The organism is Halobacillus massiliensis, assembly GCF_900166625.1.
Lineage (GTDB): Bacteria > Bacillota > Bacilli > Bacillales > Halobacillaceae > Halobacillus_A > Halobacillus_A massiliensis.
Window position 1 is genome coordinate 1220630 of the sequence record NZ_LT800499.1, and the last position, 25360, is coordinate 1245989.

The following is a 25360-nucleotide window of genomic DNA, read 5'->3' on the forward strand; positions in this document are numbered from 1 at the left end:
ACACTGCTTCATTCAACGGCTTTAAAACAAGGTCCAGGGTTGGTCGTTTAGAAATTCCAAAAGAGACAATTTCCCCATTAAATAAGTCCATAATCGGGCTTAAATAAAGCTTCTCATTTCCTGCACATTTGAATTCCGTCACATCTGTGACTAATTTTTGGAGCCGTATTGGCGTGTGGAACCTGCGTTTTAATCGATTATGAGCCACTTTCCCAACTGTACCTTTGTACGATTTATACCGGGATTTTCTAGTGAATTTCTCACACTTCAATCCGAGCTCACCCATGATCCGATGAACTTTTTTATGGTTGATCCTATACCCCTGATTTCTAAGCTCGAAAGCAATGCGGCGATAGCCATATGTCCCGTTGTGCTTATGAAAGAGTTTCGTAATTATTTCTTTCCACTCTTTATTCGGATCTTCCTTCTGTAACTGCTTCTTCTGGTAATGATAAGTGGCTTCAGGAATGTCCACTCTTCGTAAAGCGTCTTTTACTTTGAATCCTTCTTGTTTGAGTTCGAATACCAGCGCTGCTTGTGCTTTTCGAGATAGGCGTCCGGATTCTCCTGAAAAGCTTTTAACTTTTTTAGATAAGAATTCTCTAAACGTAGGAGTTCATTTTCACGTTCCAATTGTTCTTCCCGAGTTGGTGCTTTTTCTGTTTTGGGTAACTTTTTCTTAGGTTTTTTTGACATAGAAGGCCGTCCTTTCGCTTTTTCCCGGAGGCCCTCGCTCCCTTCCTTCTGAAATATGTTGGCCCAGCTCGCAATTAAAGCAGGGTTGTTCAGTTGGAAGGCAATCGCAGTCTCCTGAAGAGAAGCTCCTGTCTGTTTCCTAAAGTTTAATACATCCATCTTGAATTGGACAGGGTGGACTTGTTTGGAATGCTTCCTTTTTAACCCTTCTTCTCCAAATGCTTGATAAGCACGAACCCAACGTAAGATTTGAGCATCACTAGGAATGGAGTACTTTTTAGCTAATAAAACGTATCCTTTATGTCCTTGAAGATATTCCCTTACCACCTTCAATTTAAATTCCTTACTATACTTTGCCATAGAAAACACCCCGGAAGTTAGATTTTTCACTCTAACTTCCGGGGTGCACTACCATCACCATGTGATGGCCTTCCGCTTTTCTTTTTGGGGAGTATAATCCTTTTTTCCTATTTAAAAGAATGGACACATCCAAAGATTATTCCCTTTCGTAACCTTTATAAAACGTGAAAGATTTACTGTATGTAAGTTATACTAAGGAATACTATAGGCCTGTATAAAGGGGAATTCTGAATGAATAGACCAACCGACCTGGAATTATACGAACGAATAGGTGACAAAGATAAAGCAGCACTGGAACTATTATATGAACGCTATGAAAAATTATTATATTCTTTCGCTTATCGACTTCTCAAAGACCAGCAGGGAGCAGAAGAAGTAATGCAGGATGTTTTTGTGAAACTGTGGAAAGGAAAGGGAGCCGGCCGCTATGTCAGCGAGAGAGGGAAATTCTCAAGCTGGCTGTTAACGATTACCAGAAATGCTTCGATTGATGTGATACGGAAAAAGAAAGTACAGGAAGTGGAATGGGACAACCGGGACTCCTTAAACGAAAAAATGCCAGGAGTCGAGGAAGAGATTCAAGATAAAGAAGAACGAGATCAGCTGCGTAAAGCCATTGATACACTTCCCGATGAACAGCAGCGAATGATCTGTCTCTTTTATTTCCAAGGTTTATCCCAAAGAGAAATTGCAGAGAAATGTAATATTCCTCTTGGAACAGTAAAAGGACGGGTACGTTTAGCATTAAAGAAGCTTCGTGAGCATCTAGAAGAGAAAGGGGGGACTTCCCATGAGTAAACAGCAATGTGATAAAGTACTTGATTATTTAAATAATAAACTTACTGATCAAGAAAAAGAAGAATATGAAAATCATCTGCGGGAGTGTCCCGAATGTCAGGAGGAAGTAAAGGAACTTGAAGAGATTATGGGAGAAGTTCCTTATCATATTGAAGAAACGGAAGTCCCGTCTGGTATGAAGTCCCGTGTACTTGGTGGAGTGTTTGAAGAAGAGACGGAAGGAACTGAACACCATGTAATCCCTTCAAAGCCAGCGAAATGGAAATTGTGGGCCGGCGCTCTTGCTGCAGGGCTTTTGCTTTCAATTGGCGGGAATATTTTTACAGGACTTCAGCTTCAACAGCTATCTTCCCAGAATGATCAACTGGAATCCACCCTTTCTGATCTGCAGACGGTGATTACACAACTGGAAGAACAGGGGAGAGGAACCGTATCACCACTGATGCAGACCCAGCTTGCATCGACAGGGGAAGCAGGTCAGGGAATCGCTACGATGGTTGATCAGGAAGATGGAGCGGAACTGCTGGTCCAGGTGAATGAAATGACAAAGCTTGAAGAAGGAACCGTTTATCAAGTGTGGCTTATCGAAGGTGAAAATCCGGAACCTGCCGGCGCATTTACAACGAACGAAGAAGGAAATGGGGCCGTAACCTTCCATTTTGATGATGAGAACCTTAAATCATGGGATTCCATCGCAGTTACGGTTGAACAAGAGCCTAACAATCCGCTTCCACAAGGAGATATCGTCCTGCAAGCTCAGTTATAAAAAAATAAGTTATCTAAATTTGCTCGAAAGCTCCTGCGATACAGGGATCTCTTGTTAAGATCCCTGTTTTTTTATGCTAAGATAAGAGTGATAATTTTCCATATTAAAATGAAATCCTTCAAGATGAGGAGTGATCTTTATCAATTTACACCCCCCTTTCAACAAGGTGGTAAAAACAGAAAGCGAGCTTCGTTCCATATTGGGGGAACCAGGTGAGCTTGCCCAAGAAAAGGTAATTCCTTATCTTGATGAACATTGCGTGCAATTTATTAATCAATCCCCTTTTGTTGTACTTTCCACCTTTAATAAGAATGGCACATGCGACGCTTCGCCTAGGGGAGACAGAGCAGGTTTTACTTATATAGTGGATAAAAACCGACTGGTGATTCCGGAAAGAAGAGGGAATAAGAGAGCGGATTCTCTTCTTAATATTATGAGTCAGCCCAGCATAGGCATGTCATTTTTCATCCCCGGGCTCAGTGATACATTACGTGTAAATGGAAAAGCATACATAACGAAAGATCATGAACTTTTAAATAACATGACAGTTGAAGGGAAAAATCCGTTATTAGGGATTGGTGTCTTAGTTGAGGAATGTTTTATCCATTGTGGAAAAGCCTTTAAAATATCTAAATTATGGAATTCAGAAACGTGGCCGCTGAAAAAAGACTTGCCTTCAAGTGGGAAGATAATGGCGGCTCATGCTCAATTAAAGGAAAATTCATCAGATATAGAAAAAAGGCTCGAAGAAGGGTATGTGAGAAGACTTTATTAAGGAGGAACATATGGTTGAAAATGTTTTAACCGTAGTAATTATCGCAGGACTTATCATCTCGAATATTATCACCTTTAAAAAGAGAAAAAAGCTGGGGATTACAGGATGGAGAAGCCTTCTTACTTCAATTTGCTTCTCGCTCATAGCTATTGTTCAGATCATAGCCTATTATTCAGGTTTTCTCGGCCTGATAAGCTGGATGATAACAATGATTTTGCTGTTGTTAGCAGCTTATTTTACAAAGTTTTTACCAAAACGAGAGAGTGAAGCTTGATCTGTTTAAATGATCCAGTTGGAATGTACCTTCACAAATTGAAATGCATAAGATGATTTTATAATTCGTGAAGGGAATGACCCGCATGTACTACTCCTCTAATATGGATTCCTATGCTTATGGCGGTCCAAATCAGGAGCAGCTTCTTGATGCTGTGCTTTCTGGGATCAAAGGAAAAGCCGAAGCCGCTGATTTTTACAGTCGCTTAGCAGCCTTCGCTCCGAATCAAAAACACAAAAGTGAGATTCTTCGAACGCTGGAAGAAGAAGAAGGCCATTTGAAAATGTTTACGGATACGTATGTAATGCTCACTGGGGAAATACCGCAATATGATCTTCACCCCCTCACCTTCAATACTTACGATGAGGGATTGGAAAAGGCCTATGAAACGGGTTTAACGAAGTATGAAGAATACCGGGACCATTACTTACTCACACAGCATCTACCGATTCGGGAAGTGTTCATGAGAGCTTGTAACGATGAAGTCGATCTAGTGGAACGCATTACTTCCTTATCATCTAAAGATGAACGTGTAGAGCTTGAGGACTTTGGAAAGCAGCCGTTTGTTATAAATATTGAAGAAGCGACTAAGCAAAATAATACTTTTCGCACCGCCATATGGACAGGAGATCACCTGCAGGTTACCTTAATGACTATAGACGTCGGAGATGACATTGGATTAGAAGTTCACCCTGAGGTTGACCAGTTTCTGCGCATTGAAGAAGGAGAAGGTCTTGTGCGAATGGGGGCGAGTCGGGAGCAGCTGGATTTTGAAGAAGAAGTATATGATGATTATGCTATCATGGTGCCGGCAGGAACATGGCATAATTTAATCAATACAGGTGATAAGCCGCTGAAGATTTATACAATTTATGCACCGCCAGAGCACCCTTTTGGTACTGTTCATGAAACGAAAGCAGATGCAATGGAAAAGGAATAAAAAGGAAGAGGCTATCCTTCAAGAAGGGTAGCCTTTGCTATTAGGAAAACTTTTGTTGAAAATGACTCGCTTTCTAAAGAGAGCCGTTTAACTAGCTTAGGTTACTAGCGCGAACCTTACCTTTTTTTAGAATGGGGAAAGACTGTTCCGTTTACTGTAGAAAGAGAAAAGCGGCTGGGAAATAGCTCGCTTTCCGCGGGGAGCCGGTGAGCTAGCTCGCTGCACTCGCGGATCTCACCCTGGGCTCTATCTCCCTGCAGGAGTCTCACCATTTCCCAACCTCTTTACCGCTGATGGTATAAACAGAATACTATGTTTGGAGGAGAATCCTCTACCTTTAGCCTATTACGTTAATGTTCCGTTACTCTAAAGAGTGATAAAGGGCCGTAGGAAACGGCGAGACTCCTATGGGAGGATAGAACAGGGTGAGATCCCGGAGGGCTAAAAGCCCGAGGAAGCTCACCGTTCGCCCATGGAAAGCGAGTCTTTCCCCAGGCCCGGTTCTCCATATTCAGGCAAACGGAACTCTCTTCCCGTTTTGTTAGAATCAAAGAGGTCTGCTTGGAAGCTCACCGTTCGCCCATGGAAAGCAAGTCGTTTCCCCTGGCTCAGTTTTCTTTATTCCAACAAACGGCTCCGACTTTCTAAAAGGAAAGAAAAGAAGATATTTTTTTACAGTAAAGGGTATAATTGAGGGTATTAGAAGACAAAATCTTGGAGGAAATGTCATGAAAAAGCGGCTAGTAGTTTTCACGGGGATAGCAGTAGCGGTAGCTTCCTTTATTAAATCTATTTTTGATACGAAGATTATAAAAATAAACCGATTGCAGTTGCAAAGCAGTAAACTGCCAAAAGCTGCAAACCTTAATATTATGCAGATCAGCGACCTTCACAATAAAGAATTCGGAAAGGGAAATAAACAGCTGATAGCTAAAGTTAATGAACTTAATCCTGATATTATCGTAATAACCGGCGATCTTATCAACCGGCAGACAAAGTATTTCCATAAAGTTTTTTCTTTTATTGAACAAATAACGGACAAACATGCCGTTTATTTTGTTACTGGAAATCATGAATGGGAAAACCCTGTGAAGGATGTATTTTTAAATGGGCTTAAAGCAAGAAATGTAGTCATTTTAAATAATGAAAATATGAATTTTACTAAAGCAAACACTGTTTTAAACATCGTCGGAGTAGACGATGTTTCCACAGAGAATGAGAATATAGAGAAAGCATTTAACGGCTTGACTAAGGATCGTTATACCTTGTTGCTTTCTCATGCTCCTGATGTGGCCTTGATATATAATGATCTTCCTGCAGACTTGATATTAAGCGGTCATACACACGGAGGACAGATAAGACTTCCTTTCATCGGTGCGTTAACCGCTCCTGGCCAAGGTTTTTTCCCGAAGTACGATAAAGGTATATTTTCTATTAGCGAAGGTCAAAAGCTTCATATCGACAGCGGACTAGGGACCGTCCACATTCCTGTTCGATTTTTCAATCAAAGTCAAGTCAGTTTCATTCAGCTCGTTAACCCTGATAATAGACAACAGTAGTCTATAACAGTGCAGGCTGCAGGAGGAGTAATAATATTGAACTTCCATTTACAAAGCCATGTACAATAATACCTGGCCAGATAGAATGAGTTTTCTCATATGCCCAGGCAAATACAATCCCGTCCATAAAATTAATCGGCATCGTATTTGTGGTCGGATAGTGGGCAGCTGTAAATATTAAAGAGCTTATTAATATTCCCATGCTTACACCGGTGCGCGTTCTAAGCCAGCGGTAAAGAAAGCCGCGGTAAAAAATTTCTTCATAAACGGGTGAAATAACGGCAGCACTGATAAGGCTAATTCCTATGGTGATCGGGGTAACATTTTTCTGAAGGCTGTCCGTTTTACTATTTTCGGGAGAAAGTCCTAAAGAGTCTGCTATTGCTATTAGAGCAAAACCGCCCGCCATCAAAAGGGAGATCCATAAAATAATCCAGAACCAATCTTTAGGAGGGAAAGTGCGGAGCCCTATTTTATTCCAGGTTAACTTTTTAGGTCTTAGAGCAATTAAATAAACGCCTGAGGTCAGGACGAGCGCGATCACTACTCCTGTGAGTGCCCCAGCATAAAGAGAGTGATCGAACCATTGCTCAAAAAAGGGCTGAACTCCATGTTTAACGAACAAGATAACAAAAATAAATTCGACTAGTAACAGACTGGTAAAAGTTTTCCATGTCCACGGGTCTTTTTCATTAAAGAAAGCTTTCTGATCCATATTTCTAAACACCTCCTTTTCAATACCTTTACTATATCGGCTGACGTAACGTCACTTACAAGCTTTTTTGAAAAAAGTTATAGGTTCTATTCAACCGGGTATAAAAAATGTAAAAGAAAATCATAGGCAGCCTATGATTTTTTATTTTTAGCAAAGACTATGTTTAGATGAAGGTATGCCAAACGAAACGAAGGGGATAAAATGACACAAAACATTATTAATGCAGGTTGGAATCTCAATAACAGCTATGCGCGTCTGCCGGACCCATTTTTTGAGAAAGTACAGCCAGATCCTGTCAGTAATCCTGAATTTGCAGTTTTTAATAAAGCTTTAGCGGAATCATTAGGACTTAATTCAGATAAATTAAATAGTCAGGAAGGTGCAGAAATTTTTTCTGGCAATACACTTCCCGAAGGTGCTATGCCTATAGCACAAGCTTACGCCGGCCACCAATTTGGGCATTTCACGATGCTTGGGGACGGAAGGGCAGTACTATTAGGCGAGCAGCTGACAGTTTCGGGTAAAAGATACGATATTCAGCTGAAAGGTTCCGGTCGTACTCCATTTTCTCGTGGGGGCGATGGCCGTGCCACACTTGGTCCGATGCTGCGCGAGCATATTATAAGTGAAGCTATGTATGCTCTCGGTATTCCTACGAATAGGAGTCTCGCGGTAGTGACTACCGGAGAGCCCGTTTTTAGGGAAAATGAGCTCCCTGGCGCTATTTTAACGAGGACAGCTTCCAGTCATTTACGAATCGGCACGTTTGAGTACGCCGCTCAGTGGGGCGGGAAAGAAGGCTTGAGGACGATTGCTGATTATGCGATTAAACGTCACTACCCTGAGGTTGAAGCTCAGGAAGATCGGTATGTAAAGCTATTTGAAAAAGTAGTGGAAAATCAAGCCGCCCTGATTGCAAGATGGCAGCTTGTCGGTTTTATCCATGGTGTTATGAATACGGATAATATGACAATAAGTGGAGAAACCATTGATTATGGGCCGTGTGCTTTTATGAATGAATACGATCCGGCTACTGTATTTAGTTCCATTGATGTTCAAGGCCGCTATGCCTATCAAAATCAGCCGCCGATCGGACAGTGGAATCTCGCTCGTTTTGGAGAGGCCCTTCTCCCATTGTTTGCGAAAGAACAGGATAAAGCAGTAGAACTTGCTCAAAGTGTACATTCTAAATTCGAAGAGCTGTATCACAAGCATTGGCTGGACGGAATGAGGGAAAAGCTCGGGTTTTTAGAAGGAGCTGCACAGGATGAACCGCTCATTGAAGATCTTTTAGGCATAATGAAAAAGCATCAAGCCGACTTTACCAACACATTCCGTGCCTTAACAATGGATAAGCCGGAAATTACACCAATGAAAGATACTCCCGACTTTACCAACTGGTATAAACAGTGGCAGGCAAGGCTTGAAAGGCAGAAAGTGTCTAAGAATGAGGCCTTTGCCAAAATGAAGAGTGTGAATCCTTCTGTCATTCCCCGAAACCATCTGGTAGAGGAAGCACTGGAAGCCGCTGTAAGGGATCGCGACTACAGTGTAATGGAACGCCTGCTGAATGTCCTTGCCGAGCCATATGCCTATTCTTCTGAACAGGAGGAATTTACGAAACTGCCTCCTGCCTGTGATCGACCTTATCGAACATTTTGCGGAACTTAATAACAAAAAGAAACGTCAGGATGGTGCTGCCCCAGCCGACGTTTCTTTTTATTTTATTTTTCTTTTACGGCTGTTCCTGCATAACGATCATGAGGAAGGATAGAGCCGTTCTCTCCTTCAAAAGATTTTCTGTCTTTTAAGTAATCAAAAGAGCTGATGGAATCCCGGTAAGCCATTCTTTTTACAATTTGTCCGCAGTCTGGCTTTTTCCCTTTTTCATTCTCAAGGATGATTCCCATTGCTTTATATCCTATAGTCTGACCTCTTTTTCGAAGCTGAGCATACTCTAGTGCCCACATTACGGCGGTGGGGGGAATCAGCGCATGAAAAGCCTCATTTTTTATCTTTTTTCGAAGTATGTATTCGACTCCCGCCGTTACAGCAGTAGAGACAGCAAAATCAATAAGTAGAGCTTTGGAACGTTTTTTTGTAAGAGAATGAATAGAAATTACCTCCTTTATATTTTCTCTGTAAGATACGTGTGATTATGAAAAAGGTTTCAATTTAAACATTAAAGAAGGCACAAAAAAAGTCTGCAGGGATCTCCTCTCTACAGACTTTTAAGATCATCTTAATATTCATTATGGGAGCGTTGAAGCTTGTCTTCCTTATCGTAATACCTGTCCTCACGATCATAATTTCGAAGCAGTGGATTATAATCTTCTACTTCATCATAACGCGGACGGCTGTGCTTACCTGAAGATTTATATTTAATGTGAAATTCTTCATGAAATTCAGGTTCATCCACTTCTTTTACCATTCCTGTTTTTCTCATACCATATATCCAGGTTTCGAATTTATATGTTCCTCTGTCAATAATCTGGCACAAATCTTCAAGGGTTTGAGTAAGCTCTGTTAAACAGTCCAGCCCGTTTCTTAAAATTATCCCTTTTTCCTTGGCTTTATCGACAGTGTGATCCAGCCTGTAAGTCTGTTCTTTATACTCGAATTCTATAAAGCAGCTGTTGCGGTCCCAGTTGAAAATGAAGTTTTCCACCTTTAGTCGTTTAATAACCTTAGCAAGTTTCTTTTCACAAATAAACTGTTCTCTGTATGGCATCCATTTAAAAAGCAAGTTCTTAAAGATATTAATGTTGGACATACCATCACCTTCCTTTAATTTTGGCTTTTGTACGACGGTCCCTTATACATAGAAGATTCTACAAAATAACTAAATCCCCTGTAAAAATCGTTAGACAAATATCGATGGAATTTGCAGAATTTGGATGCATATGATTGCTACGTAAGCCGTGATATGTTATACACCTTTCTCGGTTTTATAACGTTTATTTAGAAAAAGGTATAATTATTTAAAAAAATAATTTATTTCGATAAAAGATGATGGAATAGCCGTTCAAATTCTTCCTTCTTCTCATAGTTTAATAGAGAAGGAGGTGAATTTATGCCGATAGTTACGACAAAAGGGTATATTTATACTGTGAAACAAGGGGATACCCTTTATTCGATTGCCAATCGTTTTGGCAGCACCGTTGCTGCGATCGAAAGAGCAAATTATTTGTTTGATCCGGTAACAGACCGAGGATTAATATACCCGGGAGATGTACTGGTTATCCCAACTTCTGCACAGAACCGCATTATGAGTTATGTAGTTGCCAACGGTGATACTCTTACGAAAATTTCTAATAGATTTAACACGTATGTGGATCTTGTAGCAGGCGTCAACAAAATTGCAGATCCAAATAAAATCTCAGTAGACCAGCGTCTGCTTGTTCCTGCGTTCGCATATCGAGTGGAAAGTGGGGATTACCTTATTGCTATTTCTAGGAAGTTTGGCGTTTCAGTTTCCGCTATTGAAGCAGCGAATGCTAACAGACCAGGATTTCAAAGAGATGTGATTTGGCCAGATTACCACCTCATTATTCCAATACCGACTTCACGAAATATTTTTGTTTCGAACCCGCTTCCAGGTTCTACTATTAGTAGCGGCCAAAGATTAGAAGGGTATGCAAGAGTGTTTGAAGCGGTCGTCAGTTACCAGCTGCGTGACTCAAACGGAGTAGTTGTATCCAACGAACGCTTTACGATGACAGATGAAGGTGCTCCTGCTTATGGGTTCTTTAGCACCACTCTGCCATTTGATCGTCAGCCGACATCAAGTACAGGGGAACTTTGGGTGTATAGCCGAAGCGCTAATGATGGAAGTATTCAAGATTTAGTGAAAATAAAAGTATACTTTTAGTGTCTATTTTTTAGAAAGAACATTCTACAAGACGCTTATCTTCCAAGTGATAAGCGTTTTTTCTTTTTAATAGGAGAAACAGTTAGTCAAAGAAAGCTCGATGAGGTTTGAGAGTCCTAAAAAAGTCCTTTTATATGTCTCCAACGGTAAGAATTGCTATACTAAATACAAGATTCTAATAGAAGGGCTTGGTAGAAGTGGCAATTAGCAAGAGAAAACGTGCATTAAATGAAACAAAACAGCTCCTTATGATAACAATAGGTGCAATCATTGCAGCAGCTGGTCTTGAATTCTTTCTCGTGCCTAATAACATTTTAGATGGCGGAGTTATCGGTCTTTCGATTATTGCAGCAGAATTGAGCGGCTTACAGATGAGTATTTTTCTTATCATTTTAAATCTTCCTTTTCTTTACATAGGCTATCGAAGAATTGGCTCAAGATTTACTATACATACGTTGTATGGAGTTATTGTTTTATCTGTAAGTGCAGCTTATTTTCATCACTTTGAGCGGGCAACTAATGATTTGTTCTTAGCTACGGTAATCGGGGCTGTGATCCTTGGTACTGGAGTAGGACTTGTTATTCGTACAGGCGGAGCATTGGACGGTACAGAAATTATAGCTATCCTTGTCAGTAAAAGAAGGATCGTATCAGTCGGTCAGTTCATTATGATTATAAATATTTTTATCTTTATTCTTGCGGCATTTCTGGTGTTCAGCTGGGAAACAGCTATGTATTCTATTATTACTTACTATATTGCCTATAAAATGATAGATATTGTAGTTGAGGGAATGGAAGAGTTAAAGTCTGTGACGATAATTTCGAATGTACCTGAAGAAATCGCGGATGCTCTTATTAAACAGTTAGGCCGTGGAATGACCTATATACAGGGACAGGGTGTTTTTACTAATGAACCTAAAAAGATCATCTATACTATTGTAACCAGAATTGAGCTCTCTACCCTCCGGTCTATTGTGGATGAAATCGATCCGGAGGCTCTCGTAGCGATTGGAAACATTGCGGATGTAGCGGGAAGCAACTTTGACAAAAGTTCCGCACATTAATAATCAAAAAGGCAGCTTATTTAAAAGCTGCCTTTATTTTGTTGGTCTTTCATAGCCAATCAGAGTACCCGGTGAGCTAGCTCGCTGCACTCGCGGCTCTCACCCTGGCTCTACCTCCCTGCAGGAGTCTCGCCATTTCCCAGCCTCTTTAAATTTAATTGGAGAAACGGAACGCTGTAATCTCCGTAAGCTCTCTCATGAGATTGATCCCCTCTTCTTAAATGTTCCGTTACCCCCAAAAAACGTAAAGGGCCTGGGGAAACGGCGAGACTCCTATGGGAGGATAGAACAGGGGGAGATCCCGGAGGGCTAAAAGCCCGAGGAAGCTCACCGTTCACCTATGGAAAGCGAGTCGTTTCCCCCGGCCCGGTTCACTATATTCAGGTAAACGGAACAGGATCCTCATATTATTGAGAATCAAAGAAGGCTTTATCAGAGCACAGAACAAAGGTGAGATCCTGGAAGGCTTGGCCTGAAGAAGCTCACCTTATCTGGTTACTTGTTTATTCGCCCGATGCTCCGTACTAAAATAAATGATAGCAATCAGAAACAAAACCGTGGAAATCCACATAACTATCCCGTTTAATTCCCCGTTAAAAACGGTTGCATTTACAAGTGTCAGCATATGCATAAGAAAAATAATAATAAAAAGCACTTTGTAAGTTTTCATTCTCCCATCCTCCATTTGAAAAGTATCTTCTCTATGATTCCAAAATATAGCATTATGATCAAGGAAATTGATAGAATAAAAAGTGAAAGCCATAATGAAGGAGTCATTTATTTGCTTAATTATTTCAAAAATCCAATTGTTCTTATATCTATGATACTTATCGGCATCTTGATCATTTGGTTAATAGATACTACTCCTTCCCACCCTGTAGTGGAAGAGGCAGAACAGCATATCGGAGTGAGCTATCAAGAGGGAGGAGCCTTTCCTGAGCAGGGATTTGATAGTTCAGGTTTCATTCAATATGTTTTTAATGAAGTCTATGACTTCTTACTGCCTCGTACGCTCGATCAGCAGATAGAGCAGGGAAATGAGATATCACGGAATGAGCTGGAGGAAGGTGATGTTGTATTTTTCAGTAAGAATGGAGAAGGGGTGTCCCATTCGGCGATTTATATCGATAAAGACCGACTTATTCACCCCACAGTTTCTGGAGGAGTGGAGGTAACTCCTTTCGAAGAGAGCAGTTATTGGAGCAGCAATTTTATAGAAGCGAGGAGAATTACCGAGCCGCCTGATATTGCAGAAGATAACGACCTTGTAGCTGGAGCACAGAAATATTTAGGAGTTCCTTATGTATTTGGCGGAGAAACTCCTGAAGGATTTGATTGTTCTGGCCTTCTTCAATATGTATTTAAAGAAGTAAGTGATATTTACCTGCCGCGTACGACAGACCAACAGTGGGAAGCAGGAGAGAGCGTAGAGATGGAAGATATTCAGCCGGGTGATGTGCTTTTTTTCAGTGATACTTATAGAGATGGAATTTCTCATAATGGTCTATATATTGGAGGAGGTCAGTTTATTCATGCATCAAGAACTCAGGAAGTAACGACTTCTTATATTAGTGCTGACTACTGGCAGGAGAAGTTCACAGGAATCAAAAGGTTTCAACATTTAAAGATTTCAGAGAGTGATCCACTTGTCAGAGAAGCAGCCCGCTATATCGGTGAGATCCCCTATGAAAGAGGGGGGGCGAATCGTAAAGGCTTTGACACCACGGGCTTTATTCAGTTTGTTTTTCAAGAGGCAAAAGACATTAGATTGTCTCATTCAGCAGAGAAACAATGGAAAACAGGAGAACGAGTAGATAAGGAAAATCTTAAGCCTGGGGACCTGGTATTCTTCAAAGCTGATTATTTAAATCCTGCCATTTATGCAGGAGCAGACCAGGTAATCCATGTCACACCAGATGATGGGGTTACAGTCACTCATATGGAAGCGAGTAATTACTGGGAACCGAAATATTATGGTGCCAGACGTATACAGTCATAAAAGAAGGCAGCGCTAATAGCTGACTTCTTTTTTTGTTATTTTTAGGAAATAACAGGAGGATATGCTGACGCTTTATGGAATAGGTAATTTAATACAATATTTGCATTAAAATAATCTCCTCTTATTGTTTACCCGTTGTAGTATCAGTGTAAATTAATCGAAAGGTGGATTACATGTATAAAAATTTATTTAAAAGTACATTGGCAGCCCTCAGTATTTTAGCAATCATGCAATATGGAGAGGTAAATGCACAGTCTCAGCAAGCCGTTCACCACGATAGTCTTACAATTGGAAAAGGTAAGCTTCCTGAAACACGTACCATAACAGAACTGACAAGGGGAGTAACACACACAGAAATTACACGGGGGTATCAGTCAGATAAAGCCTTTTATACAGTAGATGTGGACTTTTTTAATGAAAAAAAATCCGCGATGAAGCTTGCCAAGGAGTTAAAGAAAGATGGATACCGGGCGACCGTTCATAAAATAGATCATAAACATAGAAAATCCACAGATGTCGATAGTAGAAAAATCGGTTATGTAGTGAGAACAGGATTTTTTACTAACGAGGAAGAGGCTGCAAGGCTAGCGTCTCGAGTTAAAGAAGAGGGTTATGAAGGAGCGAAAGCGGTCTATTCAGAATATGATGGAACCAAAAATACAAAGGGTCCCTGGCAGCTTGATGTTATTGAAATTAATCCAGGACAGTTTGACGGTGAATTAACCAGCGGCCTTGCTCAAGATAAAATACAAGAAAGAGAAACTATCTCCTCTATGGCCGAACGAATGAATGCGATTGCCGGTATAAATGGGGGATATTTTGTAGTAGGGTCAAAGGACGGAATACCAGGAGACCCGGCAGGCACCTATGTAATGGATGGGGAATTAATAAGTGAGTCAATCGGAGAGCGCTCGAGTTTATTAATTTCTAATAACAAGGCAGAGGTTTCTGAAGTATCCACAGAACTAAGTTTGGAATTAGAGGATGGTACCCATGCAATTGTTGATGGGGTAAACCGTAAGCCAGGACTTATTCGAAGCTGTGGTGGTATAGGAGACAGCCCAGGCAGCGAGCCGAGACACGATGTGACATGTACTGATGACTCTGAAATAATTCAATTTAACCGTTATTTTGGAGAAAATACACCGAAAGGTAATGGTTTTGAAGCGTTAATTAATGAGAATGGAAAGGTCCTAAATACATATGAAGAGCTTGGCCATGAAATCCCCGATAAGGGTACAGTCATTTCTGCTACTGGAGAACAGGCACGTTGGCTTCAAAACCACGTTGAAGTAGAAGATACTCTTAAATTAACAGAAAAAATCAAGGCAGATGGCAAACGGTTAAACCTTACTTCTTCTTTAGACGTCATTGGAGGCGGCCCCCAGCTGCTTAATGATGGAGCTGTAAACATTCAGGCAGAAGAAGAAGGGTTTCGCTGGAGTAATGATTTTTATTATCATTTTGCGCAATATCGGCATCCAAGAACACTTGCGGGAGTTAAAGATAATGGAAATATTTTACTTGTTACAGTGGATGGACGTAATCCTAAAGAGAGTATAGGCCTGAGTTTCTATGAGAGTGCACAGGTCCTTAAGTCTCTTGGTGCTGTAGATGGGCTGAATCTCGATGGAGGCGGCTCCACTTCAATGGCAATCAATGATCAACTGGTTAATTTTCCATCCGATCCTTCAGGGGAACGACCTGTGTCAGATGGAATCTTCTTAATAAAATAAAAAAGTCAGGCTTAGCTGCCTGACTTTTTTGCTTTATTTAGCTGTACTTGTTTTATTCATGAATTTTATCAAATCTGTAAGCAATGTGCTGAATGTCGATAAGTGGTTCTGCACTCGTCCAGGGTATTCGCTATCGATAAATTCAAGCGTATCATTGCTAGTATGCCAAATGCCTCCATGTTCGGCGGTCTGATCATATCCATCTAATGCCCCAATTTCCCAGTTTGTCGCTTCTAAGTAACCGTAAGGGATGCCTTTAGCTTTAAAAGGGGCATGGTCGCTCCAGTCTCCAGTAGTTCCTGTTGGATAGGAAGGGTTTAACCCTGGGTTAGTTTCCACGTCCAGCTTTTTCTTATCTGCAATTGCTAACGCCTGGTCGCGGATAAACCCGTCTTCTCCCGCCCCTCCATAAACATACATCTGGTCACCTGCTGCTAAGCTATCTAAATTAATCATTCCAATTGTGTTTTCGATTTCTTCTTCTGTCATTTGATCGGCATAATAGTTAGAACCTTGAAGGCCCGCTTCTTCAGCACCAAATGCTATATAGACGATTGAATAAGGTGTTTTAATCTTTTTCAGAACTTCCGCTATCTCTAAGAGAACCCCTACTCCTGAAGCATTATCATCAACACCGCGACCGACTGACACTGAATCATAATGAGCCCCCACAATGATCTGTTTGCTTGATTTCCCAGGCTTATAGGCGATGATATTCGATGAGGAGACTGTATGATTACGGTAGCTGAAGTTCTGTACCTCTGTCTTCAAGCCCATTCGTTCAAACTGAGATTCAATATATGTTTCTGCTTTTCTTTCATTTTCTGAACCAGCTGTTCTAGCACCTATGTCATAAGCTAAATATTTCATATGCTCATATGCCATCGCACCTGATTTATGGGCAAGAGACGGGTGATATGTAACGGTACTAGCGGAAACAGTGGCTCCTGCTAAGAAACTGCTGACTAAAATGATAAGGTAAACAACGAAATTCTTTTTCATTAAATAATCTCCCTTCAAAGTAAGGTTATTTTCTTTTAAGGTTAATAGATTATATAAGAAAAAGGAAACTTTAAGGTGGGTTTCGACAAAATGAGCTGAAATTAAAGTTATTTCCCGGGAAATTCGAAACTGCTAAATGTACATTATTTAAAATGATATAATTTTCATATCTTATTGTAAGGTGGTGGAAAGCATGAAGAAGATTTCAGCTGGGTTAATTCTCACAGACGGAGAGTATTTTTTAGGGTGTCATTCTACCGGCAACTGGTTTTATGATCTTCCAAAAGGCGGAATTAATAAAAACGAAAGACCAATTGACGCATGTATTAGAGAAACGAAAGAAGAAACAAACCTGGATATAGAAAAAGAAGAGTTAGTAGATCTGGGCGTGTTTTCCTACAATCCTCGCAAGGATCTTCATCTTTTTGCAAAATTCATGTGCGATCTTCCATCTACAGAACTGATGAGCTGTTCTACTGAATTCATTCATTATTATACTAAAGAAAAAACTCCCGAAGTTGACGGTTATAAGTATATTCGGTTTTGTGAAGCAGGAGAGTTTATGACAAAGAATATGCAAAAGGTTATTATAAAAGCTAAAGAAAAAACAAGGCACTAGAAAAAGGGGGAAACTTAACCAAAACTCCCTTAGCTTTGGAAATACTTGTGTAAGAGGTATGATTTACACCTTAACTCTGTTAGCATGAAACCAAGGGCGTAGTAATATGCCATTGTGCTAATTGGTCGGTCTATAAAATCCTCCATTTCACTTTGACATCCCGACGATGAGATTTGGATGTGCTGCCAGCTTTGTTAGTAAAAAAGGAGGTTTTTATGGAACCACGGATTTTATTTATAGCCGATGGCTATACAGATGCTTTAGATTTGCTTCATATTCTTGATGAAAACGATATCTTTTATCACTGTGAAAATATAGATCCTTCTAGTATGGAAAAGTTGTTAAAGGTTAATCGGATAAATTTAATATTATTAGATGAATCGTGTTTTTCGCTTTTGGGTTTCTTAAACAGTCTTACAGAAGCAACAGGAGTTATTATTGTTCTCCACCATCATAACGAAGAAACGATTAAGACTTCATGGAATTATAATATCTCCGGGTTTGTCGTAAAACCTAATTACTACGGACTTTTGCCTGCCATAGAAAAGGCCCTCTCCAATTAATAAAGAGCAATCGGCCTTCAGCTTTACAATTGAAGGCCGATTGCATTAAATTTTTCCGGTATAGACTAAAACAGCATCTCTTAAAAATTCGGCTCCCCCTTTTACGTGCTTATCATAGTATGCCGTGAATCTTTCATCAGCAACGTACATTTCAGCTAGACCTGCATGTGCATCTTTAGAGTAGCTGGACCAGGTGTACAACAGCCATTCTTTATGTTTAGCTGCCAGCATCTGAGCTTTGCGTGAGGCGGGGTCTCCGGTTTCAAACGCTTCTTTAAGAAGTGTAAGGACTTGGTCTTCTAGAACTGTCATAGCTTGATATTCTTCTTCAGACATTCCCATAAGCTTAGCGTTGCTTGCCTCAACTTCTCTATCTCCATACTTTTCCCGAATTTCTTTTCCATACTTTCTCTCGTTTGCCTCAATCATTTTTTCCTTGAAGCCTTCAAATTTTTCTTGATCTGACATATAAATCCCTCCTTCTCTACTTTCAATGGTCTTCTCGACCGTAGCAATTATTTTGTCAAGGCGGGTCCTTTTCTCTTTTAATTGATGATAATGGCTTTTCAACGCAACCGTCGGCTCAAAATCTGGATTATGAATAATATCCATAATGTCCTCCAGGCTGATTTCAAGCTCACGGTAAAATAAAATCTGCTGAAGCAGGTCAACTTCCTTCTGGCTGTAAATCCGGTAACCAGTAGAATTCATTCTGTGAGGCTTTAACAAGCCGATTTGATCATAATACCGAAGTGTGCGGCCGCTGACTCCTGATATTTTCGCTAATTGGCTTACCGTATATTCCATCTCACACCCTCCTGACACTTTTAATGATAAAGCTTTACGCTGCGTAAACCTCAAGAGTTTTTTTAGAGAAATTGAAAAAAGGGCTTTTGTATATTATTTCTCTCTCTTGAAATAATAACGGGGAATTTATGATGAGGAGGAGACGTAATGCCATTATTACCTAATGATTCATTCCGTCAGTTAACGAATATGAGGAGAGAGTTTGATCGCGTGTTTAATGAGCTTCCTTGGGGATTTGATGAGGAGAGAAGCCTTGGTGGAATAAGGGTGGATGTGCACGAAACAGAGAGTGAAGTTATTGCTGAATGCGATCTTCCGGGTCTTGAAAGTAAGGAAAACGTAGATATTGAAATCGAAAATAATGTTCTGCGAATCAGTGGTACAATTCACAAAACTAAGGAGAAGAAAGAAGAAAATATGCATCGCCAAGAGAGATATACAGGCAGTTTTCACCGTGCTATTACACTGCCATGCCCAGTCTCCCAGGAAGGTGCCAGCGCTGTCTATAAAAATGGTGTGCTGGAAGTGAAAATGCCTAAAAGGACAGAGGAAGAAAAAAATAAAATCGAAGTAGATTTCCATTAAGAAAAACAGCCGTCCCGGTTGTTTTTTTTATTTAGAAGATTCCACAAAGTAAATTATTTAATTTTGGATATTCTCACATATCTTTCATGTTTCGACATCAGGTATTATTAATTTACAGTATTATTTGAATTTGCAGAAAATTAAAACGGGGGAGGAAGAAAATGAAAAGAATATACGGCTTGGTACTCCTGATTTTTGTCCTTGTGCTTGCTGGATGTACAGATCCTACACAACCTGAGTCACAAGATGGAGAAGAAGCTTCTGCTTCAGATGGTGGAGGTACATTGACGATTACCGATTTGTCAGAGGGTCAAAGTCTAGACCCGCACGTAGTGACAGATGCCGCTTCTATGAGATACATCGAGAATATGTACAGTACGCTGTTCCGCTATAAAGCGGGGGCATATGGTGAAGTAGAAGGAGAATTGGTAGAGGACTATGACGTTTCAGAGGATGGATTAACGTACACTTTCACTTTGCATGACGGTGTAACTTTCCATAATGGAGATGATTTAACCTCTGAAGATGTGAAATACTCGATTGAGCGTATTATTGACAATGAAGTTAGAAAAGCACAATTTGACGCCCTTGAAAGTATTGAAACACCATCAGATACAGAGGTTGTTATCAATCTTACAGAGCCCGTTGCTCCATTTTTAACTTTCCTGGCAAATCCTATGAACGCGATTGTGAATCAAACGATCGTAGAGGAAAATGATGGCGACCTTTCGAATGCTGATGCAGGCTCCGGAGCTTTTCAGTTAGTAAATTGGTCCAAGGATCAGGAAATGGTTCTTGAGAAATTTGATGACTATTTTAAAGAAGGAAAACCTTATCTAGATGAAGTCGTATGGCGTTCTATTCCAGATGAGACAGCACGTTCAACGGCTATTCGAAATGGTGAAGTAGACATTGTTCTTCAGGCAGAGCCTAAGGATATCACTACTCTTGAAGAAGCTGAAGGAGTAAAAGTAGAAATGATTGACGGCTCTTATTGGGAGTACCTGGGCCTCAACACTGATTCAGGTCCGCTTGCAGAAAAAGAAGTGCGTCAGGCCATTGCATGGGCGATTGACCGCAGCGCCATCAATGATGCCGTGAAATTCGGAGAGGCCACCCCCCTTCTAAATGGTCCGATTCCAGAGAGTCATTGGGCACATGCTGAGGAAGATATTTACCCAGAGCCTGACCTTGATAAAGCTCAGGAACTGTTGGAGCAGGCAGGCTATGGAGATGGACTTGAACTTGAATTGATTGTGGGTACGAACCAGTATCAAATTGATGCAGCTCAAGTTATTAAACAACAGTTAAGTGAAGCAGGCATTACCGTTGACGTCCAGTCCTCAGAAGACAGTGTGTTTTTTGAAGCTTTAGGGTCTGGTGATTTTGAAATGACCGTCGTCGGCTGGGTAGGTTTCGTAGACCCGGATGAGTTCCTTTATAATATTTTCCACACAGACGGTATGTACAACCAGCAAGGCTATTCTAATCCAGAAGTGGACGAGCTGCTGGAGCAGGGACGAGCTGAGCTTGACCAGGAGAAACGCAAGGAAATCTATGATGAAGCTCAGGCTTTAATTTCAGAAGATGCACCGATGGCGTTCCTATATGTAAATCCGCAGATAACCGCAATGCGCGATCACGTCAAAGGTTTCGATGTGAATCCGACAGTTACAACGAAATCGCTTGAAGATACAAAAATTGAAGAATAAAAGGAAGGAATAAAGAAGCGGCCTTGCTTTCGGCCGCTTTTTTCCTTAATAAGAAAAACTTAACCTCGATATAGGAGGGACAAAAAATTGATTCAATATGTCATTAGACGACTGCTTATTTCTATACCGGTATTGCTTGGGATATCAATTGTTGCCTTCTTTATTGTCCGGCTCGTTCCCGGTGATACGGTAACGGCTATGCTTGGGAACACTTATACCCCAGAACAAGCCGAAACGCTGCGGGCTAAGTATGGATTAGACCAGCCGCTTATCCAGCAGTACTTCCTGTGGCTCGGTAACGTTCTGAAGGGTGATTTCGGTTATTCTCAATTCACAAATACACCCGTACTGGACGCCATTTTGGCTCGGCTGCCGATTACGATTGAGCTGGCCTTACTGAGTGTAACCATTGCAGTTCTTATTGCTATCCCTCTTGGAACAATAGCAGCGCTTCGAAGAAATAGTAAGTTTGATTATGGAGCAAGTGTTTTTGGTTTGCTCGGTATTTCAGTTCCAAACTTCTGGCTTGGTACGCTTATGATTTTGTTCTTTTCGTTATATGCAGGCTGGTTCCCTTCCGGCGGGTTTGTGGGATTAAGTGAAAGTATAATTGGAAACCTGCGCAGCATGCTGCTTCCGGCAATTGCCCTTGGAACAGCAGTAGGAGCTGTGGCAATGAGGATGACGCGTTCATCTATGCTGGAAGTAACGAATCAGGAATATATCAAGATGGCTCGCGCTAAAGGTGTTTCCACACAGCGGCTGATCTGGCGTCATGCTATAAAAAACGCAATGATACCTGTCATCACGGTGCTCGGTATTCAAACAGGATATCTGCTTGGGGGATCAGTTGTCATCGAGCAGATTTTCGGTCTTCCAGGTGTCGGACAGTTAGCACTGCAGGCGATTACCAACCGTGATTATGCTCTGCTTCAAGGGACCATCTTATTTATTGCCAGTGCTTTTGTTGTCGTCAATTTAGCAGTAGACATTATCTATGGATTTTTAAATCCCCAAATTCGCTATTAATAAGGAGAGATTACAGGTGTCAGAACTTTGGTATCAATTAAAGAAAAATAAGATTGCCATGTGTGGTCTTATTATGACAGGAATCCTGATAATCGTGGCCATTACAGCGCCCTGGGTCGCTCCATATGATCCTTATAAAATGGCACCCGATGCGAGATTGGCTGGTCCAAGTCTAGCCCATCTATTTGGAACCGATCAGTTCGGACGTGATATATTAAGTCGGATTATTTACGGATCAAGGATTTCTCTGCAAGTCGGCCTTATTTCTGTAGGATTATCAGTGGTGGCCGGTACGATTATAGGAGTAGTGGCTGCTTATTATGGAAAATGGGTGGATGCCGCATTATCCCGCTTAACAGATGTCATGTTCTCGTTCCCTGATATACTTCTGGCGCTTGTCATTATGGCAATCCTTGGACCAAGCCTTACGAATTTAATGATTGCGGTAGGAATAGTATATACGCCGATTTTTGCCCGAATTGCGCGAGGGGCTGTCTTATCTATAAAAAACTCTCTTTATATTGAAGCAGCCCGGTCGATGGGAATATCAAACATAAAAATTATGTGGAGACATATCCTCCCAAATAGTCTGGCTCCTTTGATTGTTCAAGTGACACTTTCCTTTGCTTTCGCGATTTTAGCAGAAGCGGCTCTCAGTTTTCTTGGCTTAGGAGTATCTCCAGATACGCCTTCCTGGGGAATTATGCTGAATGAAGGGAAGAGCTGGATGGAAACTGCCTGGTGGATTGCTGTCTTCCCTGGTATAGCCATAACCCTGGCTGTATTCAGCTTTAACGTCATGGGTGACGGACTAAGAGATGCCCTTGATCCAAGGCTTAAAAATGAGTCAGCGTAACAAAGGAGAGGCTGGAATGAACGATTATATTATGGAAGTCAAAGATCTAAAGACACATTTTCATACAAAAAAAGGGGTCGTTAAGGCCGTGGATGGAGTAAGTTTTAAAGTGAAGAAAGGAGAAATCCTTGCGATTGTTGGGGAGTCTGGCTGTGGGAAAAGCGTAACCTCCCAATCCATCATGCGCCTTGTCGGCCGGAAAAAAAGTGAAGAAGTCACAGGGGAAGTTCTCTACAACGGGGAAAATTTAATGTTAAAAACAGAAGAAGAGATGCGGAAAGTCCGTGGAAAAGACTTATCGATGATTTTTCAGGATCCGATGACTTCATTGAATCCAGCATATACCGTAGGGACCCAAATAGCAGAAATGCCGCTAATCCACGAGCGCACAGGCAAAAAAACCGCATGGAAGCGGGCAGTAGAGATGTTGACAAAAGTAGGCATTCCTTCTCCTGCAAAACGGGCCTCACAGTATCCCCACCAATTCAGTGGAGGGATGAGACAGCGCGGAGTAATTGCCATGTCCCTGGCATGTGATCCTGATTTAATTATTGCCGATGAACCGACAACCGCATTGGATGTTACGATTCAGGCGCAGGTATTGGATTTGCTGCGGGCTCTCAGGGATGATACAGGTGCTGCGATTATTTTGGTCACTCATGATTTAGGAGTGGTTGCTGAACTGTGTGACAAGGTGGCTGTCATGTATGCCGGTAAAATTGTGGAACAGGGTAAGATCGAGGATATTTTTGATCGGCCAAGCCATCCGTATACGAAGGGTCTTTTAAATTCTGTGCCGCGGCCGGGGAAGCGCGAGAGGCTCCAGCCGATTGAAGGGCAGCCGCCCAATCTTCATGACCTTCCAAACGGATGCCGCTTTGCAGAAAGGTGTCCATTTGTCATGGATATATGCCGGGAGAAGGAACCAGAGCTGCTGGCAGTTGATTCAGACGAACATACATCAGCCTGCTGGTTAGAAGAGGAGGGAAGAGAAAATGACAACAGAAGAGATTCTAAAAGTCGAGGGGCTGAAGAAGTACTTTGAAGTCTCTGGTGGTTTACTGAGGAAGAAAAGCTTAGTAAAAGCCGTCGATGATATCAGCTTAACCGTTTATAAAGGAGAAACACTCGGCATAGTTGGAGAGTCAGGATGTGGAAAATCAACGACTGGCCGATTGCTGATGAGACTGCTTGATGCCACTGAGGGTTCTGTATATTTTGAAGGCGAAAATATTATGGAGTGGAGCAGAAGAGAATTGAAACAGCGCCGCAGGGACTTTCAGATGATCTTCCAGGATCCATTCGCCTCCTTGAATCCGAGAATGACAGTAGAAGATATTATTGAAGAACCTCTGACTACTATAGGGATGCCAAGAGGAGAAAGAAAAAAGCGCGTAAGGCAACTCCTCAAGGATGTTGGAATCCCAGAAAGCTACACTGGACGGTACCCTCATGAGTTTTCAGGGGGGCAGCGTCAGCGAATTGGGATCGCCAGGGCTTTAGCTCTGAAGCCTAAGCTAATAATTGCCGATGAACCAGTAGCCGCCCTGGATGTCTCCATTCAGGCCCAAATTATTAATTTGTTGATGGATCTGCAAAAAGAGTATGGCTTCACCTACCTTTTTATCGCTCATGATTTAAGTGTCGTTCAGTATATCAGTGATCGTGTCGGTGTTATGTACCTGGGACAGATGGTAGAGCTGGCGGAAAGTGATGAATTGTATGAAAAACCTCTTCATCCTTATACACAGGCATTACTGTCTGCAATTCCAATCCCTGATATCCATATTAAGAAAGAAAAAATTAACTTAAAAGGAGAAGTGCCAAGTCCGGACAATCCGCCACAGGGCTGTCGCTTCCATACGAGATGTCCGATCGCCACAGAACAATGCAAACGAGAAGTACCTGTATTTAGAGAAATTAATAAAGGTCATTATGTGGCCTGTCATGAGGTGTAAACTATGAAGCTGAACACATTTTCAATTATAGCCCGCTGTCCAGAGACAGGATACTTTGGAGGTGCTGTAGCGACTTGCTTTCCAGGTGTTGGAGCTTACTCTCCTCATATTGAACCCGGCGTAGGAGCCGTTATTACACAGGGATGGGTGAATCCGCCGCTTGGACAGAAAGGGATCGATCACCTGAAAAGAGGGCGGACAGCAAACGAAACATTAAACCATCTGCTTATGAATGACCCCGGAAAGGAACTGCGGCAAGTGGCGGTAATGGACTGTTATGGGAACTGTGCGGTTTATACTGGAGTGGAAAATGATGAACATAAGGGGCACCGTGTAGGAGATCACTGGACGATTCAAGGGAATTTAATGACAGGTCCTGAAGTAATTGATGAAATGGCAGAAGCTTTTGTGAAGGCTCCAGGTCCTTTAGCTAACCGGCTGTTAGCTGCACTGGAAGCAGCAGATGCAGCAGGTGGAGACATAAGAGGAAAACAGTCGGCAGCTATTAGAGTTGTGGCTGTTGATCAATACCCTTTTGTCGATTTTCGAGTGGACGACCATAAAGAGCCTGTAGCTGAACTGCGCCGCATCTATGAAAAGAATAAATCTGTTTTAATTGAAAGATACTACGAATGGATTGATGCTGTAAAGCAAGGTACCACATTTTGAGGAATAC

The 25360-nt window shown here is 41.5% G+C and carries 28 protein-coding genes; 20 read left to right on the top strand and 8 right to left on the bottom strand.

Going from position 1 to position 25360, the window contains the following annotated elements; translation table 11 throughout:
* A partial coding sequence (locus B7E06_RS06090) for an IS3 family transposase (RefSeq protein WP_143414555.1) occupies positions 1-529 on the bottom strand: 529 nt, incomplete at its 3' end.
* A complete protein-coding gene (locus tag B7E06_RS06095) occupies positions 493-1056 on the bottom strand; it encodes a helix-turn-helix domain-containing protein (protein WP_082233124.1) in 564 nt (187 codons plus the stop codon). The genes B7E06_RS06090 and B7E06_RS06095, both read right to left, overlap by 37 nt.
* Positions 1057-1287: 231 nt before the next feature.
* Between B7E06_RS06095 and B7E06_RS06100 the strand changes: the two genes are divergently transcribed.
* From B7E06_RS06100 to B7E06_RS06125, 6 genes are all read left to right on the top strand, one after another.
* Positions 1288-1854 carry an RNA polymerase sigma factor gene (locus B7E06_RS06100; protein ID WP_082233126.1) on the top strand — a complete coding sequence of 189 codons (567 nt, stop codon included), beginning with the start codon at positions 1288-1290 and terminating at the stop codon, positions 1852-1854.
* On the top strand, positions 1847-2620 hold the full coding sequence (locus B7E06_RS06105) for an anti-sigma factor (RefSeq protein ID WP_082235929.1): 774 nt from the start codon (positions 1847-1849) through the stop codon (positions 2618-2620). The genes B7E06_RS06100 and B7E06_RS06105 overlap by 8 nt, the downstream gene beginning before the upstream one ends.
* 139 nt (positions 2621-2759) lie before the next feature.
* Positions 2760-3395: an MSMEG_1061 family FMN-dependent PPOX-type flavoprotein gene (locus B7E06_RS06110; RefSeq protein ID WP_082235930.1), complete on the top strand. Its 636-nt coding sequence runs from the start codon at positions 2760-2762 to the stop codon at positions 3393-3395.
* 10 nt (positions 3396-3405) lie between these two features.
* The gene (locus tag B7E06_RS06115) at positions 3406-3669 is read left to right on the top strand and encodes a hypothetical protein (RefSeq protein ID WP_082233127.1); all 264 of its coding nucleotides are present in this window, start codon (positions 3406-3408) and stop codon (positions 3667-3669) included.
* Positions 3670-3754: 85 nt separating this feature from the next.
* The gene (locus B7E06_RS06120; RefSeq protein ID WP_082233128.1) at positions 3755-4609 is read left to right on the top strand and encodes a cupin domain-containing protein; all 855 of its coding nucleotides are present in this window, start codon (positions 3755-3757) and stop codon (positions 4607-4609) included.
* A 728-nt stretch (positions 4610-5337) separates the two neighbouring features.
* Positions 5338-6168, top strand: coding sequence for a metallophosphoesterase (locus tag B7E06_RS06125; protein ID WP_082233129.1), 831 nt, complete (start codon positions 5338-5340; stop codon positions 6166-6168).
* Position 6169: 1 nt separating this feature from the next.
* On the opposite strand, the gene B7E06_RS06130 is transcribed toward B7E06_RS06125, so the two are convergent.
* Complete coding sequence (locus B7E06_RS06130) at positions 6170-6883, bottom strand: CPBP family intramembrane glutamic endopeptidase (RefSeq protein WP_082233130.1); 714 nt, start codon at positions 6881-6883, stop codon at positions 6170-6172.
* A 201-nt stretch (positions 6884-7084) separates the two neighbouring features.
* On the opposite strand from B7E06_RS06130, the gene B7E06_RS06135 reads away from it, so the two are divergent.
* Positions 7085-8554, top strand: a complete 1470-nt coding sequence (locus tag B7E06_RS06135; protein ID WP_179133989.1) for a protein adenylyltransferase SelO — start codon at positions 7085-7087, stop codon at positions 8552-8554.
* A gap of 53 nt (positions 8555-8607) precedes the next feature.
* Here the strand turns inward: B7E06_RS06135 and B7E06_RS06140 are convergent, their stop codons facing one another.
* Entirely contained in the window at positions 8608-8997 is a 390-nt protein-coding gene (locus tag B7E06_RS06140) for an RDD family protein (RefSeq protein WP_082233135.1), read from the bottom strand.
* A gap of 128 nt (positions 8998-9125) precedes the next feature.
* A complete protein-coding gene (locus B7E06_RS06145; protein ID WP_082233132.1) occupies positions 9126-9656 on the bottom strand; it encodes a hypothetical protein in 531 nt (176 codons plus the stop codon).
* Between the two features lie 300 nt (positions 9657-9956).
* Between B7E06_RS06145 and B7E06_RS06150 the strand changes: the two genes are divergently transcribed.
* Both B7E06_RS06150 and B7E06_RS06155 read left to right on the top strand, forming a co-directional pair.
* Positions 9957-10754 carry a LysM peptidoglycan-binding domain-containing protein gene (locus B7E06_RS06150; RefSeq protein WP_082233133.1) on the top strand — a complete coding sequence of 266 codons (798 nt, stop codon included), beginning with the start codon at positions 9957-9959 and terminating at the stop codon, positions 10752-10754.
* Positions 10755-10951: 197 nt separating this feature from the next.
* The gene (locus B7E06_RS06155; protein ID WP_179133990.1) at positions 10952-11818 is read left to right on the top strand and encodes a YitT family protein; all 867 of its coding nucleotides are present in this window, start codon (positions 10952-10954) and stop codon (positions 11816-11818) included.
* A 487-nt stretch (positions 11819-12305) separates the two neighbouring features.
* Here B7E06_RS06155 and B7E06_RS06160 read toward each other — a convergent pair whose 3' ends face one another.
* Positions 12306-12488 carry a hypothetical protein gene (locus B7E06_RS06160; RefSeq protein ID WP_082233134.1) on the bottom strand — a complete coding sequence of 61 codons (183 nt, stop codon included), beginning with the start codon at positions 12486-12488 and terminating at the stop codon, positions 12306-12308.
* Between the two features lie 111 nt (positions 12489-12599).
* Here B7E06_RS06160 and B7E06_RS06165 point away from each other — a divergent pair, with 111 nt between their 5' ends.
* The gene (locus B7E06_RS06165; protein ID WP_245807687.1) at positions 12600-13817 is read left to right on the top strand and encodes a C40 family peptidase; all 1218 of its coding nucleotides are present in this window, start codon (positions 12600-12602) and stop codon (positions 13815-13817) included.
* A gap of 173 nt (positions 13818-13990) precedes the next feature.
* Positions 13991-15553: a phosphodiester glycosidase family protein gene (locus B7E06_RS06170; protein ID WP_082233136.1), complete on the top strand. Its 1563-nt coding sequence runs from the start codon at positions 13991-13993 to the stop codon at positions 15551-15553.
* Between the two features lie 33 nt (positions 15554-15586).
* On the opposite strand, the gene B7E06_RS06175 is transcribed toward B7E06_RS06170, so the two are convergent.
* On the bottom strand, positions 15587-16555 hold the full coding sequence (locus tag B7E06_RS06175) for a M20/M25/M40 family metallo-hydrolase (protein WP_082233137.1): 969 nt from the start codon (positions 16553-16555) through the stop codon (positions 15587-15589).
* A gap of 193 nt (positions 16556-16748) precedes the next feature.
* On the opposite strand from B7E06_RS06175, the gene B7E06_RS06180 reads away from it, so the two are divergent.
* Together B7E06_RS06180 and B7E06_RS06185 are read left to right on the top strand one after the other, a co-directional pair.
* The gene (locus B7E06_RS06180) at positions 16749-17174 is read left to right on the top strand and encodes an NUDIX hydrolase (RefSeq protein ID WP_082233138.1); all 426 of its coding nucleotides are present in this window, start codon (positions 16749-16751) and stop codon (positions 17172-17174) included.
* Between the two features lie 215 nt (positions 17175-17389).
* Positions 17390-17737 (top strand): response regulator, encoded by a 348-nt coding sequence (locus B7E06_RS06185; RefSeq protein WP_082233139.1) that lies wholly within the window; start codon positions 17390-17392, stop codon positions 17735-17737.
* A gap of 45 nt (positions 17738-17782) precedes the next feature.
* On the opposite strand, the gene B7E06_RS06190 is transcribed toward B7E06_RS06185, so the two are convergent.
* Positions 17783-18544, bottom strand: coding sequence for a MerR family transcriptional regulator (locus B7E06_RS06190; protein WP_082233140.1), 762 nt, complete (start codon positions 18542-18544; stop codon positions 17783-17785).
* A gap of 147 nt (positions 18545-18691) precedes the next feature.
* Between B7E06_RS06190 and B7E06_RS06195 the strand changes: the two genes are divergently transcribed.
* The 7 genes from B7E06_RS06195 (at position 18692) to B7E06_RS06225 (ending at position 25353) form a co-directional block, all read left to right on the top strand.
* On the top strand, positions 18692-19129 hold the full coding sequence (locus B7E06_RS06195) for an Hsp20/alpha crystallin family protein (protein WP_082233141.1): 438 nt from the start codon (positions 18692-18694) through the stop codon (positions 19127-19129).
* Between the two features lie 161 nt (positions 19130-19290).
* Positions 19291-20841, top strand: a complete 1551-nt coding sequence (locus tag B7E06_RS06200) for an ABC transporter substrate-binding protein (RefSeq protein WP_082233142.1) — start codon at positions 19291-19293, stop codon at positions 20839-20841.
* 87 nt (positions 20842-20928) lie between these two features.
* Positions 20929-21870: an ABC transporter permease gene (locus B7E06_RS06205; RefSeq protein ID WP_082233143.1), complete on the top strand. Its 942-nt coding sequence runs from the start codon at positions 20929-20931 to the stop codon at positions 21868-21870.
* Between the two features lie 16 nt (positions 21871-21886).
* Positions 21887-22726: an ABC transporter permease gene (locus B7E06_RS06210; RefSeq protein ID WP_082233144.1), complete on the top strand. Its 840-nt coding sequence runs from the start codon at positions 21887-21889 to the stop codon at positions 22724-22726.
* Positions 22727-22742: 16 nt separating this feature from the next.
* Positions 22743-23771 (top strand): ABC transporter ATP-binding protein, encoded by a 1029-nt coding sequence (locus B7E06_RS06215; protein WP_082233145.1) that lies wholly within the window; start codon positions 22743-22745, stop codon positions 23769-23771.
* A complete protein-coding gene (locus tag B7E06_RS06220) occupies positions 23722-24684 on the top strand; it encodes an ABC transporter ATP-binding protein (RefSeq protein WP_082233146.1) in 963 nt (320 codons plus the stop codon). Before B7E06_RS06215 ends, B7E06_RS06220 begins: the two co-directional genes overlap by 50 nt.
* 3 nt (positions 24685-24687) lie before the next feature.
* Positions 24688-25353 carry a DUF1028 domain-containing protein gene (locus B7E06_RS06225; RefSeq protein ID WP_082233147.1) on the top strand — a complete coding sequence of 222 codons (666 nt, stop codon included), beginning with the start codon at positions 24688-24690 and terminating at the stop codon, positions 25351-25353.
* The last annotated feature ends 7 nt before the right edge of the window (positions 25354-25360 follow it).